At 64.8% G+C, this 21,203-nt stretch carries 21 protein-coding genes, 1 tRNA gene and 1 pseudogene; 14 read left to right on the forward strand and 9 right to left on the reverse strand.

All coding sequences use genetic code 11. The features are described 5' to 3' along the window. Window positions 1–182: 182 nt before the first annotated feature. From MNAB215_RS16755 to MNAB215_RS16765, 3 genes and pseudogenes are all read right to left on the reverse strand, one after another. Window positions 183–381 (reverse strand): annotated as a pseudogene (locus tag MNAB215_RS16755) (SpoIIAA family protein); the annotation flags it as partial. A gap of 137 nt (window positions 382–518) precedes the next feature. Then, window positions 519–2,027 carry a sensor histidine kinase gene (locus MNAB215_RS16760; RefSeq protein ID WP_077079830.1) on the reverse strand — a complete coding sequence of 503 codons (1,509 nt, stop codon included), beginning with the start codon at window positions 2,025–2,027 and terminating at the stop codon, window positions 519–521. Continuing rightward, a complete protein-coding gene (locus tag MNAB215_RS16765) occupies window positions 2,024–2,794 on the reverse strand; it encodes a response regulator transcription factor (protein ID WP_077079831.1) in 771 nt (256 codons plus the stop codon). Before MNAB215_RS16765 ends, MNAB215_RS16760 begins: the two co-directional genes overlap by 4 nt. Before the next feature lie 454 nt (window positions 2,795–3,248). On the opposite strand from MNAB215_RS16765, the gene MNAB215_RS29775 reads away from it, so the two are divergent. Then, entirely contained in the window at window positions 3,249–3,410 is a 162-nt protein-coding gene (locus MNAB215_RS29775) for a hypothetical protein (protein ID WP_165691582.1), read from the forward strand. Then, on the forward strand, window positions 3,410–4,438 hold the full coding sequence (locus MNAB215_RS16775; RefSeq protein ID WP_077079833.1) for a PPE family protein: 1,029 nt from the start codon (window positions 3,410–3,412) through the stop codon (window positions 4,436–4,438). Before MNAB215_RS29775 ends, MNAB215_RS16775 begins: the two co-directional genes overlap by 1 nt. Window positions 4,439–4,564: 126 nt before the next feature. Here MNAB215_RS16775 and MNAB215_RS16780 read toward each other — a convergent pair whose 3' ends face one another. The 4 genes from MNAB215_RS16780 to MNAB215_RS16795 all read right to left on the reverse strand — a co-directional run bounded on the left by MNAB215_RS16780 (window position 4,565) and on the right by MNAB215_RS16795 (window position 7,464). Further along, entirely contained in the window at window positions 4,565–4,849 is a 285-nt protein-coding gene (locus MNAB215_RS16780) for a WXG100 family type VII secretion target (protein ID WP_077079834.1), read from the reverse strand. Between the two features lie 49 nt (window positions 4,850–4,898). Then, window positions 4,899–5,195, reverse strand: a complete 297-nt coding sequence (locus MNAB215_RS16785; RefSeq protein WP_077079835.1) for a WXG100 family type VII secretion target — start codon at window positions 5,193–5,195, stop codon at window positions 4,899–4,901. A gap of 130 nt (window positions 5,196–5,325) precedes the next feature. Next, window positions 5,326–6,483, reverse strand: a complete 1,158-nt coding sequence (locus MNAB215_RS16790; RefSeq protein WP_077079836.1) for a PPE family protein — start codon at window positions 6,481–6,483, stop codon at window positions 5,326–5,328. Between the two features lie 66 nt (window positions 6,484–6,549). Continuing rightward, a complete protein-coding gene (locus tag MNAB215_RS16795) occupies window positions 6,550–7,464 on the reverse strand; it encodes a PE/PPE C-terminal domain-containing protein (RefSeq protein ID WP_077079837.1) in 915 nt (304 codons plus the stop codon). Between the two features lie 363 nt (window positions 7,465–7,827). Between MNAB215_RS16795 and MNAB215_RS16800 the strand changes: the two genes are divergently transcribed. Then, window positions 7,828–7,901, forward strand: a tRNA-Leu gene (locus tag MNAB215_RS16800). A 134-nt stretch (window positions 7,902–8,035) separates the two neighbouring features. On the opposite strand, the gene MNAB215_RS16805 is transcribed toward MNAB215_RS16800, so the two are convergent. Continuing rightward, entirely contained in the window at window positions 8,036–8,371 is a 336-nt protein-coding gene (locus MNAB215_RS16805; protein ID WP_083746149.1) for a DUF732 domain-containing protein, read from the reverse strand. Window positions 8,372–8,651: 280 nt separating this feature from the next. Between MNAB215_RS16805 and MNAB215_RS16810 the strand changes: the two genes are divergently transcribed. The 11 genes from MNAB215_RS16810 (at window position 8,652) to MNAB215_RS16860 (ending at window position 19,777) form a co-directional block, all read left to right on the forward strand. Continuing rightward, entirely contained in the window at window positions 8,652–9,434 is a 783-nt protein-coding gene (locus tag MNAB215_RS16810) for a hypothetical protein (protein WP_077079838.1), read from the forward strand. Window positions 9,435–9,551: 117 nt separating this feature from the next. Then, on the forward strand, window positions 9,552–10,307 hold the full coding sequence (locus tag MNAB215_RS16815; protein ID WP_077082083.1) for a dienelactone hydrolase family protein: 756 nt from the start codon (window positions 9,552–9,554) through the stop codon (window positions 10,305–10,307). A 12-nt stretch (window positions 10,308–10,319) separates the two neighbouring features. Then, the gene (locus MNAB215_RS16820) at window positions 10,320–10,592 is read left to right on the forward strand and encodes a DUF6295 family protein (protein WP_077079839.1); all 273 of its coding nucleotides are present in this window, start codon (window positions 10,320–10,322) and stop codon (window positions 10,590–10,592) included. 6 nt (window positions 10,593–10,598) lie between these two features. Then, window positions 10,599–11,369 (forward strand): DUF427 domain-containing protein, encoded by a 771-nt coding sequence (locus tag MNAB215_RS16825; RefSeq protein WP_077079840.1) that lies wholly within the window; start codon window positions 10,599–10,601, stop codon window positions 11,367–11,369. Window positions 11,370–11,689: 320 nt separating this feature from the next. Then, window positions 11,690–13,105, forward strand: a complete 1,416-nt coding sequence (locus MNAB215_RS16830) for an ammonium transporter (protein WP_077079841.1) — start codon at window positions 11,690–11,692, stop codon at window positions 13,103–13,105. 15 nt (window positions 13,106–13,120) lie between these two features. After that, entirely contained in the window at window positions 13,121–13,459 is a 339-nt protein-coding gene (locus MNAB215_RS16835) for a P-II family nitrogen regulator (protein WP_077079842.1), read from the forward strand. A 452-nt stretch (window positions 13,460–13,911) separates the two neighbouring features. Beyond that, window positions 13,912–15,075, forward strand: coding sequence for a YncE family protein (locus tag MNAB215_RS16840; RefSeq protein WP_077079843.1), 1,164 nt, complete (start codon window positions 13,912–13,914; stop codon window positions 15,073–15,075). A 137-nt stretch (window positions 15,076–15,212) separates the two neighbouring features. Next, complete coding sequence (locus MNAB215_RS16845; RefSeq protein WP_077079844.1) at window positions 15,213–16,844, forward strand: long-chain fatty acid--CoA ligase; 1,632 nt, start codon at window positions 15,213–15,215, stop codon at window positions 16,842–16,844. Between the two features lie 29 nt (window positions 16,845–16,873). After that, on the forward strand, window positions 16,874–17,941 hold the full coding sequence (locus tag MNAB215_RS16850) for an NAD(P)H-dependent amine dehydrogenase family protein (RefSeq protein WP_077079845.1): 1,068 nt from the start codon (window positions 16,874–16,876) through the stop codon (window positions 17,939–17,941). 58 nt (window positions 17,942–17,999) lie between these two features. Continuing rightward, window positions 18,000–18,884, forward strand: a complete 885-nt coding sequence (locus MNAB215_RS16855) for a class II glutamine amidotransferase (RefSeq protein WP_077079846.1) — start codon at window positions 18,000–18,002, stop codon at window positions 18,882–18,884. Window positions 18,885–18,907: 23 nt separating this feature from the next. Next, the gene (locus MNAB215_RS16860) at window positions 18,908–19,777 is read left to right on the forward strand and encodes a patatin-like phospholipase family protein (RefSeq protein WP_077082085.1); all 870 of its coding nucleotides are present in this window, start codon (window positions 18,908–18,910) and stop codon (window positions 19,775–19,777) included. Here the strand turns inward: MNAB215_RS16860 and MNAB215_RS16865 are convergent, their stop codons facing one another. Next, on the reverse strand, window positions 19,778–21,112 hold the full coding sequence (locus MNAB215_RS16865) for an aminotransferase class I/II-fold pyridoxal phosphate-dependent enzyme (RefSeq protein WP_217348935.1): 1,335 nt from the start codon (window positions 21,110–21,112) through the stop codon (window positions 19,778–19,780). Window positions 21,113–21,203 lie beyond the last annotated feature (91 nt).

The following is a 21,203-nucleotide window of genomic DNA, read 5'->3' on the forward strand; positions in this document are numbered from 1 at the left end:
TCCTAACGACGGCGCAATGCACCTTTACGTTTCCTTTACGTCCGCTTGTTCGAAAGGCGCCAGCGCCTCGTGAGCGTGCTGACCGCCTGTAGCATCAGCCGATGGCGTCCCTGCCCTACAGCGGGGCGTCGCACATGCAGGCAGTTCGGCGTGTACCAATCATGAAGCGCGACAAGGAATGTGACCTTGGCGCGTTCGAACCCGTCTAGCCCGAACACTGCGAGCTCGCCGGGGATCATCCATGCGAGCGCGTGCGGCGTGGGTTACCCATTCCTTGTCGGATACGATCGCGATTCGCTGGTAGGCCGAATGATGCGGCAAGACAGTGCCAAAGCCCAGCTTCAGGTTCTCAATCAACCCGCCGGGCCCGAAGCCCTCGTAACGGATGCGATGACCTCACGATCCTGATCTCGCCGTTGAGACTCCCGCGGGCATGTCCGGCAGCAGCTCGATCATTGACGTGTCCTTCCCTCGCCGAGGTGCGCGATGACCATCGTTTCCGGCCTCGGCTGAAGGCGCTAGCTGCTGCTCGCAATTTCGATCAACGGCAACTGTACCCGGAAAACGGTTCGGCCCGGGCTGGATTCGGCGGTGACCGAACCGCGGTGGGCCTTGACGATCGAAGTCACAATGGCCAGGCCCAGCCCGATCCCGGAGCCGTCGGATCGCGACGTGTCGGCGCGGACGAACCGCTCGAACAGCCGGGGGAGCAGATCCGCGTCGATGCCCGGCCCGTCATCGGCAACGGTCAGTTCCGCGAAGGGCGATTCCAGCCGGAAGGTGTGGCAGGTGATTGTCGTGGTCACGGTGACGCCGGGGGGTGTGTGCAATCGGGCGTTGGTGAGCAGATTGCTGACCAGCTGGTGCAGTCGGTCATGGTCCCCGCGTACCCACACCGGCTCGGCGGGCAGGTTTTTGACCCAGTGGTGTGTCGGAGCTGCTACCGCCGCGTCGTTCACCGCGTTGCCGACCAGCTCGGCCAGGTCAACCTCGTCGCTCTGCAGATCTTCGCCTTCCCCCAGCCGGGACAGCAGCAGCAGTTCTTCGACGAGCAACGCCATGCGGCGCGCTTCGGATTCGATACGGGCCAGCGCGTACTCGGTGGTCGGGGGCAGCGCCGAACTGTCCTGCCGGGTCAGTTCGGCGTAGCCCTGAATCGCCGCCAGCGGGGTTCGCAGCTCGTGGCTGGCATCGGTGAGGAATTGGCGCATCCGCACGTCGGACTCGACACGATGCGCCAGCGCGCTATCGACGTTGTCCAGCAAGCGATTCAGCGTGTGCCCGACGATTCCGACTTCATTGTTTTGATCGGTGTCCTGTGGTCGTACCCGCGCGCTGATCCGGTGCTCCTCACCGGCGAGTGGCATCGCGGCGACTTCCGCGGCGGTCGCGGCGACGCGGCGCAGCGGGCGCAGGGTGTACCCGACCACCCAGACGGTGAGTCCCGCGGTAACTATCAGGGCGGCCGCGACAAGCGCTGTGGTGGTGAGGTTTTTACGCGCGATGATGCGGTCGCCGAGGGTCTGCGACACCCCGACGACCAGGATGTCGTGACCCTCGATGAGGCAATCGACCCGGTAGGAGCCGAGGCTGCCCAGCCGCAGGGTGTACGGGGGACCGTCAGGCCACTTCTGTGCCTGGATGGTGCGGACGACGTCATCCGGCGCGGGACGTGGTTCGTCTTCGGAGAAGACTGCCGAGCCGATCACGACGCCGTCGTGCAGAACGGCGATGAGGTTTCCCGGCGTTTGTCCGGTGAACTCCAGCAGTGCCTGCGAGACCGGCGGTATGCCCTGGTGTGCTGACGTGTGTTCGCCGTTGCGGTATCTGGTGTAGGAGTTGTTGAACGCGTGCAGCGATTTGGCGACCTCGGCATCGGTCATGGTGGTGACGTAGCCGCGCAGGCTGAGCACCGATGCCACGCCGACGGTCACCAAAACCACTGTGACAACAGCCAATACACCCAAGAGCACTTGCCCGCGCAACGACCGGGGAAACCACCGCGGGGTGTTGCGCTCGCCGGTCATTCCGGTGGCCGCAGCATGTATCCAATACCGCGGACGGTGTGGATCATCGGCTCTCTGCCGGAGTCGATCTTCTTTCTCAGATACGAGATATACAGATCGACAATGCTGGTGCGCCCGGCGAAGTCGTAATTCCAGACCCGGTCCAGGATCTCGGTGCGGCTCAACGCGCGACGGGGATTGCGCATCAGGAAGCGAAGCAGTTCGAACTCGGTCGACGACAGCGATATCGGCGAGCCGTCGCGGCTGACCTCGCGGCTGGCGGTGTCGACGCTCAGATCGCCGACCTTGAGTGCCTCGGCGGCGGGCGGGGTCTGCTGGCTGGAGCGCCGCAACAACCCGCGCAGCCTGGCGACCAGTTCCTCGAGACTGAACGGTTTGGTCATGTAGTCGTCAGCGCCGGCGGTGAGCCCGGTGACCCGGTCCATCACCGAATCGCGTGCGGTGAGAAACAGCGTGGGCGTGTAGGTGTCGGATTCGCGGATCCGCTGCAGAATTCGTAGTCCGTCGACGTCCGGCAGCATGATGTCGAGCACCAGCACGTCCGGGTTGACCCTTTCGAACGTGGCTATCGCCTCGCGGCCGTTGTGGGCGGTCTCGACGACCCAGCCCTCGTAGTGCAGCGCCATCTTCACCAGGTTGGTCAACGCGGGTTCATCGTCGACCAGCAAAACCCGGATCGGCGTTCCGTCCGAGCGGTAGATCCGGGGCAGCTGGCCAAGAATGGCCTGCCGCGGCCGCTCGCTGCCTGCGTATCCCATCGCTGTCATGTTCCTGCATTCTTGCAAAGAACACATGTAGTTGTCACGGACTTCATAGAGTTCTCAAATCTGAGTCCTCAGGGGCTTCTCCGTCCCGGACGGCACAAATATGTGTTTTATATGTGTTCCATTCCTTGGGTTGAGAAAGAGCCGCTCACCAAAAATAATGGGATTTACAGCCTTTCAATTCGCGTGACGCAAGTCACGGCATGCGAGCAATTTCAAAACTTGTGCACGAATGGATTTGATTGACCATAAACCGCTGTTCAGCGGCACTTACTGTCGACTCACGCGACGTCCGCACGACGACCGAAGGCGGTAATGGCGCTCAATTTGTTAACGCAACATTACGCCACGTTACGAGAGTCCTCGGTGGGCAATGCGTTTCGTAACAAAGCGCGCGAATTCGTCGTCGACACGCCAATTTCGCGGCACTGGCAAGCCGCCCGCCGGTGAGTTTTCGATGAACGCCTGGACCTCCGTCGCGGCGCCCGGACCACGGATCGGAACTCGAGTGGCCGCCGTGGGGCGACAGCTCGGCCGAATCGCCGGGCCGCCGCACCCCTCGATCACCACCGCCGGTCGCTCGGGCGCGGCCCAGCAAACCATGGACAGGAACAACTGATGGATTTCGGGGTGCTGCCACCAGAGGTCAACTCCGGCCGGATGTACTTGGGCCCGGGGGCCGAGACCTTTCTCGCCGCCTCGGCTGGCTGGGACGCGCTGGCCGCCGAACTGCACACCGCCGCCAGCGGCTATCAGTCGGTGATCTCGGGTCTGACCGACGACTCGTGGGCCGGTCCGTCGTCGATGTCCATGGTGGCTGCGGTCATGCCGTACCTGATGTGGATGCGGATCGCCGCCGGCCACTGCGAGCACGCCGCTCGTAATGCCACCGCCGCCGCCGGCGCCTACGAGACGGCTTTCGCCGCGATGGTACCTCCGCCACTGATCAAGGCGAACCGGGTTCGGCTGACGACGTTGATCGCCACCAACTCCCTCGGTCAGCACACTGCGGAGATCATGGCCACCGAGGCGGCGTACGGCGAAATGTGGGCCCAGGACGCGGCGGCGATGTATAGGTACGCGGCCAATTCCGCTGCGGCGTCGTCCTTGTCGAGATTCGACGTACCGCCGCAGACGATCGCCGGCCACGCCAGCGCGGGTGTCCTGACGGCAGCCCACGCGGCTGCTGGCCTTTCCCAGAAGACGGCGACGCGCGTGACTTCCACTGTGCCGCAAGACTTGCGGCGACTGTCCACACCCGGATCGTCGGGGTCAGACGCCGCGGTGGGTGGCGGGCATGCAGCCCTCGCCGATTCCGGTGCACTCGGCGACATGACTGGACTAACGGGCCTGCGCCTGGACCAACCGGTGGGCGAGGGGGCCGCGGCCGGGGTCGGACAAGCGGATACCTTGGGCACCTTGTCGGTGCCGCCGAGTTGGGCCGACGCGCTGGGATTGGTTGCGCCCGAACCCGTGCTGGACGCGAACGTAATGCCGGGCGGGTGGGGTGCGATGCGGTCGCCGACAGCAGGGCGCGGCTTCGCCAAGCTGCCGTTGGGCGGCGTGTTCGGGCGCGAGTCGGTTAACCTGCTCCAACGAATTGGGTTGCGCAGCATCGTCATTCCCCGCACGTCGGTGGCTGGCTAGCCGGTCGCCACCAAAGTCGCGCAGGTCTGAGTGCCGCACAACCAACGTCACGCATAACAAGAACCATAGCCAAAACAACGGGGCCGCACACCAATTGGTGTGCGGCCCCGCTGGAAACGGCGTTGGTCAGGCCCAGCTGGACCCAACGGCGCTGTCGGTGCTGGCCATGTTGTTGCCCGCCGACTGCACCTTCTGGCCGTGCTGGTTGGCCTGGTCGTAGATCACCTGGAAGTTACGACCCAGCTGAGTGATGAACTCCTGGCAAGCGACCGAACCGGCGCCACCCCAGAAGTCGCCGGCAGCAAGCACATCACGAACGATGGCCTGGTGCTCGGCCTCCAGCGAGGCGGCCTGCTGACGGATGAGGGCGCCGTGGGCGTCGACATCTCCGAACTGGTAGTTAATGCTCATGGTTAATGCCTCCTATGTGAAAAGTATTGGACAGTAAGGGTTTACGTGACTAGTGGCTAAGGGACTGCTGCGAAGCCTGCTCTTGCGTCTCGTAGTTGTTCGCGTCACGAACCAAGCCGTCGCGCACACCGTGGAGCATGTTGACGATGTTGGTGAACGCCTGGTTCATCTGACCCATGGTGTCGTAGGACGTCGCCTGGGCCTGGCCGCTCCAGCCGGCACCGGCGATGTTCATCGAGGAAGCCCACATCTTGCGAGCCTCGTCCGAAACCGTCTGGGCGTGCATCTCAAAGCGACCTGCCATGGAACGCATCGAGTGCGGGTCAGTCATAAAGCGTGTAGCCATTTTGGTTTTCTCCTTGTCTTGTTTCTGTTTTTCAGGACTTCAATGATCCGAAGTCCGTTGGTGTCAGCGCAGTGGTTGCCGTATTGACTGCTGACCTCTACGCGTTACGCGTGCCCCCTCTTTCCCGTGATCAGACCACCACCGACTTGGGCATGACGATGGGCTTGGTGCCGTACCGCGGCCCTGCGAAAGCACCCGCCGCGCCCTTGCCGCCGGCGCCGCCGACCATCCCTGGCATACCGGGGGCGCCCATGCCTCCAGCGCCAGCTTCCTCGGCGGCCACGTTCCAGCCCGAGCCCTCGAGTGGGGCTGTGGCCGAAGCCAACTCCGTCGCCGGGGCGGCCGCGGACCAAGTGGCCGGCACCGTGAGCTTGCCGACGGTGGTCGCCTCGCCCAGACCAGCCGCAGCGCCTCCTCCGAAGCCCACACCGCCGGCTGGCGCAACCGCTCGAACCATGGTCCCTTCGACCACGCCGGCCGCGCTGCCATCGGGCACCACGTCGCCGACCGCGAGCGCCGGCACCGTAGCGCCGGCAAGCGTGTGGCCCAGCGACACGGCGGTCGGGATGGTGTTACCGATGAACCACGCCGTGGTGTTGACCGCACCGTTGATGGAGTTCGAAATCGCTGGGGTGCCGAGAGCGCTGTCAATCGAATTGAGGAGGCTCGTGTTCTGAACAGGAATGTTGAGGGCTTGCGTAATCGGACCGTTGGTCGCATTCGACACCGGGGCCAACAACGTTTGCGCGGTCGGGTCGACGGGGGCTGCGGCCAGGGGTGCCACCGGCGTCAGGGTCCCGGCCGCCGCCGAGGACGCCTGGTAAGTGCTTACCGCGGCCAGGTCCTGAGCCCAATATTCCGCGTACTCGGCGTCCAACTCCGCGATCTCCGCGGCGACAACCGGGATGACGGCGAACGGCAATAACGCCGTCTGGGTGGCTCTGTTGGCCAGGATCACCTGAGGGGGGATCACCGAGGCAAACACCGTCTCAAAGGCGGCCGCCGACGCCGTCGCCTGAGCGCTCGCCTGCTCGAGTGCGGTCGCCGTTTGCGTCAGATAGTCAATGATGGGCTGGGCCGCGGTCGCGGCCGCCGCCGATCCAGTACCGGTCCAGTTCTCGGTGGTCAGCAGCGAGATGACCGATTCCCATTGGGTTGCGGTGGTGCTCACCTCGGCGGCCAGGTTGGCATACGCCGTTGCGGCGGCCATCAGTGGTATGGCGCCCGGACCGGTGTAGATCTGAGTCGATATAACCTCGGGAAGCACTCCGGAAAAATCGATAGACATCTGTTTGTCCCTTTTCCTCTCGTCTGTATTGGTTTAAGTACGCGCGACCGCGCTGGTGCCCGCCGCCTAGACGGTCGCCGGCTTGGGCATGACGATGGGCTTGACGCCGTAGCGGGGTGCACCGAAGCCGGCGGAGCTGCGTCCGGCGCCGCCCGTGACCATGCCGGGCATTCCGGCCATTCCCGTTCCGGCCGCGGCCTGCGGCGCCGCGGCGGTCCAGCCCACGGTGTGCAAGGGTGCGGCGGCGGCCACCGGGGTGACCGTGCCGGCCCAGCTCGGCGGCACGGCCAGGTTGCCGACCAGGGTGCCCTGACCCATTCCCATGGCCATCGGCATCCCGCCCATACCGACCATGCCGCCGCTGCCCATGGCGGCCATGGGCGTCGTGTCACTGGCGAGTGCGGCGGCGACGCCTGCGTCACCGATGGTGTCGCTGCCGGCGGGGAGCAGACCACCACCGGCCATACCGAGGAGGTCGGACATGGCTGACGCCCAGTTGCCGGCGCCGATGTTCCCAATATTGGCCCCGTTACTTGACAGGCCGAAGACCCCGCCGAGCATGGTCGGGTTGGTGTTGTTGCCGGTGCCGCCCAGGAGGTACTGGATAAAGTCGAGAAGACTGGCGCCGGGACCCTCGGTTGCCGTTGCTGCGGGAGCGTTCACGGGACCGGCCAAGTCCTGCGCCACGGCGCTAGCGGCGTTGCTGGACTCGGCGGTGCTGTAGCTGTTAGCGCTGGTTCCCAGGTTGGTCACATACGTTTCCAACTGTGTCTGAGCCGCGGTGGCGGTTGTCTGGTACGTGGTGCCGTACGTCGAGAAGATCGCGGCCTGCTGGATCGACACCGCATCGGCGGCCGCGGGAGCGACGACGGTGGTCGCCGACGCGGCGCCCGCGTTCTGCGCCGCCAGGTTGCTATTGATCCCCTCCAGCACTGTCTGTGCGGCAGTCAACTCTGAAGTCACTGTTGTCAGGAATGACATCCATTGCTCCTCTAGTGTCGAAATTATGTCGACCCCAAAACCGTCTGGGCCGATCCTGGGTGTTGGCGTACGAGCCCCTGTGTACCGGCGTAAGGCTAATTTCCCCACTGACCAAGTTCCCGACCGAAAGGCCTAGGGTGAACGGCGTTTACGGCGTTTTAACGCAGAAGCCAGCAGTTTTAACAAGGTGCTACCGGGCGACATGGGTGTGTCATCTGGCCGCAGGCGCGGGAGCAGGGGTAGGACGCGGGGCGGCGGGATGCTACGCCGGGGACGGCCCGTCCGCATCCCCAGAAAATGCCCGAATTCTGGTGGGATGCGGTGTCGGAGATCCGGGGGGCGCGCGCTAGATTCGCCGCCGGGGCCCCCATAGCCCAATTGGCAGAGGCAGCGGACTTAAAATCCGCACAGTGTCGGTTCGAGTCCGACTGGGGGCACCGCTTTTTGGCCCGTTCACCTCATATATATGAGTTGCGCATGAGTCTCGCCCAGCGGCCTGGATGCCGAGTGCTTTCGCGAGTCGATCCCTGGCGTTACCAAGGGGTGTGTGGTGAGCCTGCAGGCGCGGACGCTAGCCCGACATCTTGCTGCGGTTTTGCGGGCAGTAGGCGGCAATCGCCGCACCTACGATGCTGCCGGCACCGTTGTTGCTGATCCCGAGCGATTTCTTCACGTCGCCGACGGTTTGGGCCATGGTGTCCCCGCCGTCAAAGTCCGAGCACACCGCGTGCCCGACGTTGATCATCGTTCCGTCCTGACCGGCCGCCCAGCTCAGCCCGCGCTGCTGCAGCGTTTGCAGGTATTGGTCATCTGCCGGGTCGGCGCTCGCAGCCGGAGCGGCGGCGACAACAACGAAACCGGCCACAACGGCAGCGATCGGGCCGGCCATCCGTGCCGTGTTCTTCATTCGATGACTCCTCGATGTGAATTACCGTCGTGCAAGATCCGAATCCTAACTATGTCTCGACAGTATGTCTCGGCGGCCTAATCGGCCGAATTCGGCGAGAATCTAGTCACGACCTGCCCCTGCCCGCTATCGGCACAACGTCAGCGGCGCACCCGGGGCCATCGGTCTTCCTTCGCCGTTCGCGCCAAATATGTTTGGGTTCAACGCATTACATCCAGCCGAACCCGCGATACGGCGGCGGTCGCGGCGCCGGGGACCGCCACTCATACACTGACCCATCGTGGGCATGCTGTTTGGCTTCGCGCCGTGGATCGTCTACTGGGTACTGGTCGGCAACGTCCCTTTCGCCGCCGCCGTCATCGTCGCGCTGTGGATCGCGGTCGCCGCGTTCTTCATCGGAAGCGGGCTCGGGGCGCCGGGACGCACTCTGGGGGTTGGGGCCGTCGCGACGTTCGCGGTGCTGACGGTGCTGACCTTCACGCTCAGCGACTCGTTCATGCAGCGCTGGATTCAGCCGTTGAGCAACGCCGGCATCCTTCTGGTCGCGGTGGTCGGCCTATTAATCGGCAAGCCGTTCGTCAGTGAGTTCGCCGCGGCCGAGCAGCCGGCCGACGTGGTGAAGACCGCGCTGTTCGGCCGGACCATCAAGGTCTTGAGCTGGGTGTGGATCGCAGCGTTCGCCGGCATGACGGTGTCATCGGCGATCCCGCCGACCGTGGACCGTGATGCCACCATCCTCGACACCAAGACCCCGCTGTCCTTCCTCTGTTATTGGGTGATTCCGTTTTCGTTCTTGGGCCTGGCGGCACTGTTGTCTCGCTGGCTGCCGGCCCGGATGCTGGCCGGGATCGCGGACGTCGCCCGGGAAACCTCTTTCGTGGCCTACGACGAGGCCACCATCGACGAGCTGTACTACCTCGCCCAGGAGCACGCGAACCGCGAGGTCGGGCCGGGCAAGGAGGCCTACAACGTCAAGGTCGGGGGTATGGGAACCCCGCTGACGGGCGATGAGTCCCGCAAATCGTGGCCCTCGACCTACAAAGTGCGCGACCGTCCGAGCTAGCGGCGATCGCGCCGCTCGGCTGAGCCAGGGCGCGACCAGCGCCCCAGCCACCGGGCCGTAGTTTTGGATACGTTGGTCCCGTCGGGCTCCACCGAAAGCCGAATGAGGAGCATCGCGATGAACGCGTTCAGCCCTGATGCCATCCGCGCGGAAACGATCACCATCACCGGCCACGGCGGAGACGAGATCGAGGCATACCACGCCACACCACTCGCCGACGGATCGCACGGCGGAATCGTCTGGATCCACCACATGCCCGGCTACGACCGGGAAACCAAGGAATTCGTCCGCCGGCTCGCCGTCAGTGGCTACCACGCCGTGGCCCCCAACCTGTATTCCCGCGAGGCACCTGGCGCCGCCCCCGACGACGCGGCCGCCACGGTGCGCGCGGCCGGTGGGGTGCCCGACGAGCGCTTGGTCGGCGACGTGGCGGGCGCGGTCGAGCACCTGCGGTCGTTGCCCGGCGCCAACGGCAAATTCGGCGTCATCGGCCACTGCTCGGGCGGGCGGCACGCATACCTGGCCGCCTGCTCGCTGCCGTTCGACGCCGCGGTGGACTGCTATGGCGCCTTCATCGTCGAGGATCGGCCGGACGGGCTGCCCAAGGCAATGCAACCGATCCTGCATCTGGCGCCGAACCTGAGCTGCCCGTTGCTGGGCCTGTTCGGGGTCGACGACAAGTTCCCGGCCCCACCCGCGGTGGCCGCACTCGACGCCCAGCTGTCCAAGCTGGACAAGGCGCACGAGTTCCACTCGTACGAGGGCGCGGGCCACTCCTTCTTCTCCGTCGACCGGCCCGCGTACCGGCCGGAGGCGGCGGTGGACGGCTGGCGCCGCATCGACGAATTCTTCGCCACCCACCTGAAAGGCTAGGTCCACCAAGCCATGTGCACATATCTGACTGAACACGTCGAGATCGACGGCAGCGGCAAGGGCCCGGAGGGGTGGTTCGGCGCCCACCGCGCGACCGTGTACGTCGACCACGCCGTGCACGCGCCCTACACCCACACGGTCAACATCGACGTGCTCAACCCGGAACTCGGCCCGTCGGCGCGGGTCGCTCTGGAACTGACCGAGGAGAGCGCGCTGGCGCTGGCCGACGCCATCCGCAAAGCGATTTCGCATGCGCCCGCCGGGCTGGCGTCCAAGGATCAGTAGTCGCTGATGGCCGCCGAGCGTGACTACCCCGAGAATGCCACCACGCGCGGAAGGGTGGAGCCTGCGCCCCGTCGGGTCCGCGGATACCTCGGCCACGAGCTGGTTTTCGATACCATCGCGGCCCGCTATGTATGGGAAATCCCTTACTACCCAGCCTATTACGTGCCGCTGGCCGACGTGCGGATGGAGTTCCTGCGCGACGAGAACCACCCGCAGAAGGTGCAATTCGGCGCGTCGCGATTGCACTCGCTGGTCGGGGCCGGCCAGCTACACCAGTCCGCCGCGCGAGTGTTCGACGACGGCACCGACAGCCCGGTGGCCGGCACCGTGCGATTCGACTGGAATGCGCTGCGCTGGTTCGAGGAGGACGAGCAGATCTACGTCCACCCGCGCAGTCCCTACACCCGGGTCGACGCGCTGCGCTCGCATCGGCACGTCCGGGTCGAGTTGGACGGCGTCCTGCTGGCCGATAGCAGATCTCCCGTCTTGCTCTTCGAAACTGGTTTGCCCACAAGGTATTACATTGATCCGACCGATATCGCCTTCGAGCATCTGGAACCCAGTCTGACCGAGACGATGTGCCCGTACAAGGGAACGACAACGGGCTACTGGTCGGTGCGGGTAGGTGACGCGATTTACCCGGACCTCGCGTGGACCTACCGCCATCCCGTACCCGCGGTCGCCCAGATCGCCGGACTGGTGGCCTTCTACAACGAGAAGCTCGACATCGCCGTCGACGGCACCGTCGCGCCCCGGCCGCAAACCCATTTCAGCTAGCCGTCCGGTCGGCTCGCGCCGATGGCGTTTAACTGGTAGCAATGCAGCTAAGCTAATTAGCTGGTGCGGGCCCCGCAGCGGGCGTACGGCAATTTGAGAAATGTTCGCAGCTAATTTGCAGGTGACCACCAGTCATTTCTCAATTTTCCTGGCGCGCAACGTTGTTCATCGGGAGTAGCGCGCAGATGCGGCGCAATGAAATGAATATTTAAACCATTGAACACGTCACCGAAACATTCAAATTCGACGCTTCCACCCGTTATACGCACGGCAGCTGATTCCAATGAGCCCGTTGGCTCGAATTGGGGTGTGTCTGAACCATGGTGCCCTATCCCGATTGGCTAAACCCCGGAGACAACGCCTGGCAGTTGGTGGCGGCGACGCTCGTCGGCCTGATGAGCATCCCCGGCATCGCTGTGCTGTACGGCGGCATCGTCCAGAAGAAGTGGGCCGTCAACACCATGCTGATGGCCTTCACCGGGTTCTCTCTCGTGCTTGTGGTGTGGGTCCTATGGGTTTTCAAGATGGGATTCGGGGATCCGCTCAAGCTTGGTCCCGGCATCCTGCGTGCCGCGGTAGGGATCCCGCACACGATCCTGTCCAGCAATAACCAGGAGCAGGCCGTCATCCCGCTACTGGACGGCACCATGCCGAAATTCCGGTTTTCGGAGACAACGCTGGCGTACTTCCAGTTCGTCTTCGCCGGAATCACTCCGTTGCTGTTTCTCGGCAGCGTGATCGGCCGGATCAGCTTCAAGGTGTGGCTGATCTTCGTACCCCTGTGGTCGACGTTCGCCTACGCGGTCAACGCCTTCCTGCTCTGGGGCGGAGGCTGGTGGTCACAGGCGGGAGCCCTGGACTACAGCGGTGGCTACGTAATCCACCTCGCCGCCGGGACAACCGGATTCGTGGCTGCGGCGGTGATCGGCCCAAGGCTGGCGCGTGACCGCGAACGCGCCGTGCCCAACAACCTTCCGTTGGCCGCCGTCGGTGCCGGCGTCCTCTGGCTGGGCTGGAACGGATTCAACGGCGGTGACCCGTACTTCTCCGGCGCCGACGCATCACTGGCCGTGATCAACACCAACCTGACCACCGCCGTCGCCCTGCTCACCTGGGTGCTCTGGGACATCTTCGCGAGCAAGCAGCGCAAGCCGACATTCCTCGGTGCCATCAACGGCATGATCACCGGCCTGGTCGCGATCACCCCGGCGGCCGGCTATGTCAACAGCTTCGGCGCGATGATCATCGGTGTCGTCGCCTCGTCACTGGTCTGGATGTCCTGGAATTGGCTTGGCAAGACGAGGCTGTTCCAGAAGGTCGACGACACCCTGGGCGTGTTCCACACCCACGGCGTGGCGGGACTCGCGGGCGGCCTGCTCGTCGGGGTGCTCGCCGACCCGAAAATCGTTGTCTACCTTGGTGGTAGCGGGGGCCAGGACGTGACCTACTCCGGTTGGCTGTGGGGACACCATCCCAAGCAGATATTGATCCAGGCCGGCGCCGCGGCCACGGTCATCGTCTGGGATGCACTCGTCACCTTCGTCATCTTGAAAGTCCTTGGCCTGTTTATGAAATTGCGGTTGCCCGACGAGGTCCTGGAAACCGGCGACCTCGGCGTGCACGACGAAGAGGCGTATCCCGACGAAGGGCTCGTATCCGGCCGTCGAGTTGAACCAATGGCCTCGCTGCGCAGCGGGTCGACGGCCTCCGAACCAGCTGGGGCATCCGATGACTGACGTCATGAACGCGCCATGAAGCTGATCACCGCAATCGTCCAGCCGTTCACGATCGATGGCGTGAAGCATGCCATCGAGTCCGCCGGCGTACTTGGTTTGACCCTCACCGAGGTCCAGGGCTACGGACGGCAACGTGGACACACCGAGGTTTACCGGGGAGCCGAGTACGCGGTCGATTTCGTTCCGAAGGCCCGCGTCGAGGTTCTGGTCGACGACGAGGTCGTCCAGCGCGTCGTCGATGCCATCGTCGCGGCCGCCCGCACCGGCAAGATCGGTGATGGCAAGGTCTGGGTTTCTCCGGTGGCGAGCCTGATCCGGATCCGGACCGGCGAACGCGATCACAACGCGCTCTGACGTCGGCGACATCGACCGGTTAGCTGCGCCACTCCATTACGGCGCCCAAGCGGCCCATGAGCAAATAAAGTCCGGGTGCCGACACGGCCGATTTACCGAATGTGACATTTGCCTCTTTTGTGTGCCCTTTCCTGAGAATTCCTTATCGAGACTCTATATAAATGAAGCCGCAGACAGTTAGCTATGGTGTATTACTTCTCAGTTGAAGCGAGTTACACGGTTTGCCAGCGGCGGTTGATTGCTCTTAGGTAATTAACAGCAACAACAGCCGGTTCGATTCGTGAACGTGAGATGGACAACAGTGAGGAATTCGGATTCTTGGGGCAAAAATTCGATGACTAGAATTGACGCGAAGCCGGCACTAGGTGCTGGATACGGCTTAGTCGATCAGCGCGCAGCGATCATGTGTTGCGCGCAGGCGCGGCCCACCACAACAGCAAAGGCGGTGCACCATGAGCGATGCCAAAGGCCGGGAGGCCGCCCCTGAAGCCTCGAAATTCGATGACGCACCGATCGCCCCCGTAGTCGTCGAGATTGCCGTCGGCAACGGACCGATCAGCGACATCGCCGTCACCAGTGACGGCCGCCGACTGATGGCGTCCCACTACGGCAGTAACTGCGTCTCGGTGATCGACACCGAGACGTGCCGGGTCATCGAGACCGTCGACAGCGTCGACGAACCGTTCGCCATTGCCATCGGCGGCTCGGCGGGTGATCGGGCCTTCGTCAGCACCGTGTCGCCGGCCTACGACTCGATCGCGGTGATCGACACGTCGAACTTCACGGTTGTCGAGACGCACCCGGTGGCTCTCAGCGTGAGCGACCTGGCGGTGGGCCCACAGCGGGTCTACGCCAGCCGAAATGGCGCCGGGATCGCAGACGTGGCCGTCCTGGACGTTGCGACCGGTCGGGTCGAAACGGTCTACCTCGACTCACCCGAGCCGGGGACCACGACGGAATGCGTGCGGCTCAGCCCGGACGGAAATCTCGCCTACGTCGGCGTCAACGGACCCTCCGGCGGCCGGCTCGTCATGATCGGCGCGCCCGCGCAGTCCGACGAATCCACTTCGGCACCGCGGACGAGCTGGCGTCGACGACGTCGGGTCCCAGCGGGAGAAAACGGCGAGCAAACCGATTTGCGCGTCGTCGGCTCCGTGGCGATCGGTTTGCCCATCCGCGGCATCGCGCTCAGCCCCAACGGTGCGCTGGCCTACGTGGCCAGCGGCGACCCCGACGTCGGCGTGGTGGTCGACGTCATCGACACCCGGACCACCAAAATCGCCACCACCCGCAAGCTCGGCGACCTCGGCATCCTCACGGGACTGTCGCTGAGCGCCGACGGCGATCGCGCCTACCTGGTTTGCGACGACCGGGTGACGGTGCTCTGCACGCTCACCCACGATGTCATCGACACGCTGGGCATCACGTCCCAGGCGTCGTGCGTGGTGGAAAGCCCGGACGGCACGCAGCTCTACATCGCCGACTACTCCGGCTCGATCCTCGTCACTCCGGTCGCCTCTGCGGGCCCGCTGGCTCTCGAGAGCCACGCCGACGCCGAGCTGGCGCCGGCGTGGCTGATTCCCGAGCTCATCGCCTACGAACCGGCACTCACCTAGCCGCAGCTGCGGCCGACTACCTTCGGTGGGACAACGCGCGCTGTCGGGGAAACCATTTCCCCCGACGCCGTGCGGCGATAGCATTTCGCCCGACTGACTGGCGGTGCCGAGCGAAGACCCACTAAGGCGGTAGATCGATGGACAGCACGATGCAGGACTTTCCGCTGACGATCACCGCGATCATGCGGCACGGCTGCGGAGTGCACGGGGCCCGCAACGTCATCACCGCCACCGATGACGGCTACCGTCAGATCACCTACTCCGAACTGGGCCAACAGGCAGCGCAGCTGGCAAACGCGCTGCGACGCCTCGGCATTACCGGAGACCAGCGCGTCGCGACATTCATGTGGAACAACGCCGAACACCTGGCGGTCTACCTGGCGGCGCCGTCGATGGGCGCGGTGCTGCACACCCTCAACATCCGGCTGTTCCCCGAGCAGATCGCCTATGTCGCCAACGAAGCCGAGGACCAGGTCGTGCTGGTCGATCTGTCACTGGCCAAACTGCTTGCGCCGGTGCTGCCCAATCTGGAAACGGTGCACACCGTGATCGCGGTCGGGGACGGCGACACGTCGGCGCTGCAGGATTCGGGCAAGACCGTGCTGCGCTATGAGGAGTTAATCGACGGCGAGGCAACCGAATTCGATTGGCCGGAGATCGACGAAAAGTCCGCGGCCGCAATGTGCTACACCAGCGGCACCACCGGCAACCCGAAAGGCGTGGTCTACAGCCATCGTTCGAGCTATCTGCACACCTTGGGTGCGTGTACCGCCAACGGCATTGGGGTAGGGTCCAGCGACCGGGTGCTGCCGATCGTGCCGATGTTTCATGCCAACGCCTGGGGGCTGCCGTATGCCGCGCTGGCGGCCGGAGCCGACTTGGTGTTACCCGATTGCCATCTCAACCCCCAAGCGCTGGTCGACATGATCGAGAAGCTGCGGCCCACCGTGGCCGGCGCCGTGCCGACCATCTGGAACGACGTCCTGCATTACCTGGAAAACGAGCCCGATCATGACCTGTCGTCGCTGCGGTTGGTGGCCTGCGGCGGCTCGGCGGTGCCGGTATCGCTGATGCGCACCTTCGAGGACAAGTACGGCGTGCGGATCAAGCAGTTGTGGGGCATGACGGAAACCTCGCCACTGGCCACCATGGCCTGGCCGCCGCCGGGTACCCCGGACGACCGGCACTGGGCGTACCGCGCGACGGTGGGCCAACCGGTGTGCGGCGTGGAAATGCGGATCGTCGACGACGAGGGCGGGGTGTTGCCCAACGACGGCGAGGCCGTGGGCGAGGTCGAAGTCCGCGGCCCGTGGGTCACCGGCTCTTACTACCGGGGACACGACGGGTCCAAGTTCGACTCCGGCTGGTTGCGCACCGGCGATGTCGGGCGCATCGACGAGCAGGGCTTCACCACCCTGACCGACCGGGCCAAAGACGTCATCAAGTCCGGCGGCGAGTGGATCTCCTCGGTCGAACTGGAGAACTGCTTGATCGAGCACCCCCTCGTTCTCGAGGCTGCGGTCGTCGCGGTTCCCGACGAGCGGTGGCAGGAACGGCCGCTCGCTGTCGTCGTCACGAAACAAGGCGCTTCGGTCAGCGCCGATCATCTGCGAGCGTTCCTCGCGGACAAGGTCGTCAGGTGGTGGTTGCCCGAGCGGTGGGCCTTTGCGGACGAGATTCCGCGCACCAGCGTGGGCAAGTACGACAAAAAAGCCATCCGGTCGCGATACGCCGAGCACGGCTATTGGGTGATCGAAGTTCACAACTGAAGGCCGGCCTCGTGGTGTAGAACGAGTCCATGAACCTGCGGGTCATTCAGTGGGCAACCGGGTCGGTCGGTGTGGCCGCGATCAAAGGTGTGCTCGAGCATCCCGAACTCGAACTCGTGGGCTGCTGGGTGTATTCGGATGCCAAGAATGGCAAGGACGTCGGCGAGATCATCGGCACCGCCCCCTTCGGGGTTACCGCGACCAACAGCATCGACGAGATCCTCGCGCTGGATGCCGACGCGGTGATCTACGCACCGTTGATGCCCAACGTCGATGAGGTCGCCGCGCTGCTGCGGTCGGGCAAGAACGTGGTGTCTCCGCTCGGCTGGTTCTACCCCAGCGAAAAGGAAGCCGCGCCGTTGGAGGTCGCCGCGCAGGCCGGAAACGCGACGCTGCACGGCGCTGGCATCGGGCCCGGCGCCGCAACCGAGCTGTTCCCGCTGTTGATGTCGGTGATGTCCACCGGTGTGACTTTCGTTCGCGCCGAAGAGTTTTCCGATCTGCGGACCTACGGCGCACCGGACGTGCTGCGCTACGTGATGGGCTTCGGCGGGACGCCGGACAGCGCGTTGACCGGGCCGATGCAAAAGCTGCTCGACGGCGGCTTCATCCAATCCGTGCGCCTCATCGTCGACCGGCTCGGCTTTGCCGCCGATCCCAAGATCCACACCTCGCAAGAGGTGGCCGTCGCGACCGCGCCGATTGACTCGCCGATCGGGACCATCGAGCGCGGCCAGGTCGCCGGACGCCGCTTCCACTGGGAGGCGCTCGTCGGTGGCACCGTGGTGGTGCGCATCACCGTGAACTGGTTGATGGGGGAGGAAAACCTCGACCCGCCTTGGTCATTCGGGCCCGCCGGGGAGCGCTACGAAATGGAGATACTGGGGAATCCGGACACTTTTGTGACGGTCAAGGGATGGCAGCCGGAGAGCGTGGAGGCCGGCCTGCAGAGCAACCCCGGGATTGTCGCGACCGCGGCGCATTGCGTGAATGCGGTCCCGGCGACCTGCGCCGCCCCGGCGGGCATTCAAAGTTTCTTCGATCTGCCGCTCATCACCGGACGGGCGGCGCCGTCGCTGGCCCGCACCGACAGCTGAAAGACGCTGCATGACCACTCGACCATGCTGACGCACTGACTTCGGTACCGTCTCACCCATGTGTCGACTCTTCGGCCTGCACGCCGGGACCGACGTCTGCACAGCCACTTTTTGGCTGGTGGACGCGCCGGATAGCCTGTCCGAACAGAGCAGGCGGAACCCGGACGGTACCGGCTTGGGTGTTTTTGACGCAATCGGCCAACCCCAGTTACACAAAGAGCCGATCGCGGCATGGCAGGACGCCCAGTTCGCCACCGAGGCCCACCAGATGACCGGGACGACGTTCATCGCGCATGTGCGCTATGCGACGACCGGATCGCTCGACGTTCTCAACACCCATCCGTTCCTGCAGGACGGCCGAATCTTCGCCCACAACGGTGTACTCGAGGGCCTCGATATCCTCGATGAGCGGCTGCGCGAGGTCGGTGCCGATGACCTGGTACTGGGCCGCACCGACTCCGAGCGGGTGTTCGCCTTGATCACCGCCTCGATACGCGCCCACGACGGGGATATCTCCGCCGGGCTCGTCGACGCCATGCGGTGGCTCGCGGACACCGTGCCCATTTATGCGGTGAACGTGCTGCTGGCCACCGCCACCGAGATGTGGGCGCTGCGCTACCCGCAAACCCATGAGCTGTACCTGCTGGACCGGTCCGACAGTTCGTTGGCCCCCAAATTCGACTTGCGCACCAGGCGAATTCACGCACGCTCGGATCAGCTGTGCACGCGGTCGTCGGTGGTGTTCGCCACCGAGCCGATGGATGACGACGCCCGGTGGACTCCGTTGGAACCTGGCGAACTCGTGCACGTCGACGCCTCGCTGCAGATCGGCCGGAGCCTGGCGCTGCCCAACCCGCCGCGGCATCTGTTGCGTCGCGAGGATCTGAGCACACCGGTGCAGGACGGCCAGCATGCCTTGCCGACTACCCGACGGCCGGCTTGAGGCCGGCTGGCAGAGTGTTGGACGTGACGACCAAACGCGCGCTGGTGCTGGCCGGTGGAGGAATAGCGGGAATCGCCTGGGAGACAGGTGTTCTGCGTGGCATCGCGGATGAGTCACCGGCGGCGGCGCGGCTGCTGCTCGATTCCGACGTGTTGGTCGGGACGTCCGCCGGTTCGGCGGTCGCCGCGCAGCTCAGCAGCGGCGCCGCGCTCGAGACGCTATTCGATCGGCAAGTCGCCGAGGCGTCCGCCGAGATCGATTCCGGCGTCGACATCGAGACCATCACCGAGCTCTTCCTGGCCGCCCTGGCCGGGCCGTACGAGGCATCGGGCGATAGGACCCGCGAGCAGATGCAGCGCATCGGCGCCGTGGCGCTGCAGACCAAAACCGTCGCCGAGGCGGTGCGCCGCCAGGTGATCGCGCAGCGGTTGCCGTCCCACGAGTGGTCGCAGCGGGTGGTACGCCTGACCGCGATCGATACCGCCACCGGCGAACTCGTTGTCTTCGAACGGGATTCGGGGGTTGAGCTCATCGACGCTGTCGCGGCCAGCTGCGCGGTGCCAGGGGCGTGGCCGCCGGTGACGATCGACGGCCGACGATACATGGACGGCGGAGTGGCCAGCGCGGTCAACCTTGGTGTCGCCCACGATTGCGACGTGGCCGTCGTCTTGCTGCCCTCCGGCGAGGACACCCCGTCGCCGTTCGGTGCCGGGGCGCCCGCCGAGATCGCGGCCTTCCCCGGCACATCGTTCGCGGTGTTCGCCGACGAAAATTCGCTGGCTGCGTTCGGGCCCAACCCGCTGGATCCGCGCTGCCGGATCAGCTCGGCCGTGGCCGGACGCGAACAGGGACGCCGCGAAGCGGCTTCTGTTGCAAGGTTTTTGGGTGTCTGATCAGATAAGTTCGGCGAGCTCGATGCACGCATCGCGGTAGCCGTCGGCAATCTTGTCCACCGCGCACATTACGTCGTGCTCGGTGTGATTCGCCATCACCTGCAGCCGAAATCGCGCCTGGCCCTTGGCTACCGCCGGGTACTCCACGAGATTGGCCACCAGCCCGCTCGCGTGCAATTGGCGGCTCACCAACCGGGCGACGTCCTCGGTGCCCATCTTGACGCAGACGATCGGCGAGGGATCCCCATACACTTCAAAGCCCGCGTCTACCAGGCGTGCCCGCAGCTGCAGGATGTTCGCCATGGATTTCTGCCTCAGCTCGTCACCCTCGGGGCTTGCGACGATCTCGAAGGCCTTGAGCACCACGGCCGCCTGGAGCGGTGACAGCGCGTTGGAGAAGGTGTGCGGCGAGGCAAAGTACCGCAGGTATTCGGTGACCTTGCGATGTTTGGTGGCGACGAAACCGCCATTGGACGCAAAGGTTTTGGAGAACGAGCCCATCACCAAATCGACCTTGCCGATCATGCCCTGAATCCCGAGATGGCCTTGCCCGCCCGGGCCCATCGAGCCCAGGTCGTGCGCGACATCGACAACCAGCGTCGCCCGAAATTCGTTGGCCAGCTCCTGCATTTTCGCGATCTCGGGGGTGTCGGAGTTCATCGAGAACAGCGTCTCGGTCACGACCATGATGCCGTGGTCCGAGTCGGCCGAACGGATCGCTTCCAGTTTTGCCCGAAGGTCGGTGAGATCGTTGTGCGCGAACAGGTGGATGTTGCGAGTCGCGGCCGCGGCGCCCTCCTGCAGACAGGCGTGGGAAAGGCGGTCCATCACAATGTGATCGCTGGGCCGGACCAGCCCCTTGACGACGCCGTAGCCGGCCGACCATCCGGTGGGGAACAGGCTGACGAATTCGGCGTCGAGGAACTCGGCGATCCTACGCTCCAGGGTGAGAGAGACCGACGTGTTCCCAACCAGCGCAGGCGAACCCGCGCTGTGGACGCCGTATTCGTCGATGGCGGCTCGCGCCGCGGCCTTGATCTCGGGGTGGCCGGAAAGCGAGAGATAGTCTTGCGAACCGAAATTGGCGCCGGCCATCTTGCGGCCGCTGTCATCGTGCACCGTGGCGTGTCGTCTGGGGCCGGCCTCGGTGGAGCGGCCGAACGGCCACAGGCCTAATGCCCGCCGCAGGTCCTGCCACCGGTAGAAGTCGTCGAGGCGGTGAATGAGGTCGTGGCCGTTAAGGTTTCGGAAGTTGTGGACGCTGCCGCTCAGGGCTGCCCGGTCGGCTGCCTTGGCGGCCGAGGTCGCCTCGCTGATACCCGCGGTGAGGGTCACGTGCGCTCCTGAGATGTGGTTCGGAGGGGGTTCAGAGGGGTGATTCGTAGATTACTTGGCGCGTGTTTAATTGATCTTGAATTGTCCAGTA

Origin of the sequence: Mycobacterium numidiamassiliense (assembly GCF_900157365.1) — a bacterium.
Classification (GTDB): Bacteria; Actinomycetota; Actinomycetes; order Mycobacteriales; family Mycobacteriaceae; genus Mycobacterium; species Mycobacterium numidiamassiliense.

Coding starts and splice junctions, on each gene's coding strand:
- MNAB215_RS16815 (WP_077082083.1), top strand. CDS start 9,552: ATGAACGCGTTCAGCCCTGATGCCATCCGCGCGGAAACGATCACCATC.
- MNAB215_RS16855 (WP_077079846.1), top strand. CDS start 18,000: ATGTGTCGACTCTTCGGCCTGCACGCCGGGACCGACGTCTGCACAGCC.
- MNAB215_RS16790 (WP_077079836.1), bottom strand. CDS start 6,483: ATGTCTATCGATTTTTCCGGAGTGCTTCCCGAGGTTATATCGACTCAG.
- MNAB215_RS16765 (WP_077079831.1), bottom strand. CDS start 2,794: ATGACAGCGATGGGATACGCAGGCAGCGAGCGGCCGCGGCAGGCCATT.
- MNAB215_RS16785 (WP_077079835.1), bottom strand. CDS start 5,195: ATGGCTACACGCTTTATGACTGACCCGCACTCGATGCGTTCCATGGCA.
- MNAB215_RS16825 (WP_077079840.1), top strand. CDS start 10,599: ATGGCCGCCGAGCGTGACTACCCCGAGAATGCCACCACGCGCGGAAGG.
- MNAB215_RS16775 (WP_077079833.1), top strand. CDS start 3,410: ATGGATTTCGGGGTGCTGCCACCAGAGGTCAACTCCGGCCGGATGTAC.
- MNAB215_RS16820 (WP_077079839.1), top strand. CDS start 10,320: ATGTGCACATATCTGACTGAACACGTCGAGATCGACGGCAGCGGCAAG.
- MNAB215_RS16830 (WP_077079841.1), top strand. CDS start 11,690: ATGGTGCCCTATCCCGATTGGCTAAACCCCGGAGACAACGCCTGGCAG.
- MNAB215_RS16780 (WP_077079834.1), bottom strand. CDS start 4,849: ATGAGCATTAACTACCAGTTCGGAGATGTCGACGCCCACGGCGCCCTC.
- MNAB215_RS16795 (WP_077079837.1), bottom strand. CDS start 7,464: ATGTCATTCCTGACAACAGTGACTTCAGAGTTGACTGCCGCACAGACA.
- MNAB215_RS16840 (WP_077079843.1), top strand. CDS start 13,912: ATGAGCGATGCCAAAGGCCGGGAGGCCGCCCCTGAAGCCTCGAAATTC.
- MNAB215_RS16760 (WP_077079830.1), bottom strand. CDS start 2,027: ATGACCGGCGAGCGCAACACCCCGCGGTGGTTTCCCCGGTCGTTGCGC.
- MNAB215_RS16835 (WP_077079842.1), top strand. CDS start 13,121: ATGAAGCTGATCACCGCAATCGTCCAGCCGTTCACGATCGATGGCGTG.
- MNAB215_RS16805 (WP_083746149.1), bottom strand. CDS start 8,371: ATGAAGAACACGGCACGGATGGCCGGCCCGATCGCTGCCGTTGTGGCC.
- MNAB215_RS29775 (WP_165691582.1), top strand. CDS start 3,249: ATGAACGCCTGGACCTCCGTCGCGGCGCCCGGACCACGGATCGGAACT.
- MNAB215_RS16850 (WP_077079845.1), top strand. CDS start 16,874: ATGAACCTGCGGGTCATTCAGTGGGCAACCGGGTCGGTCGGTGTGGCC.
- MNAB215_RS16845 (WP_077079844.1), top strand. CDS start 15,213: ATGGACAGCACGATGCAGGACTTTCCGCTGACGATCACCGCGATCATG.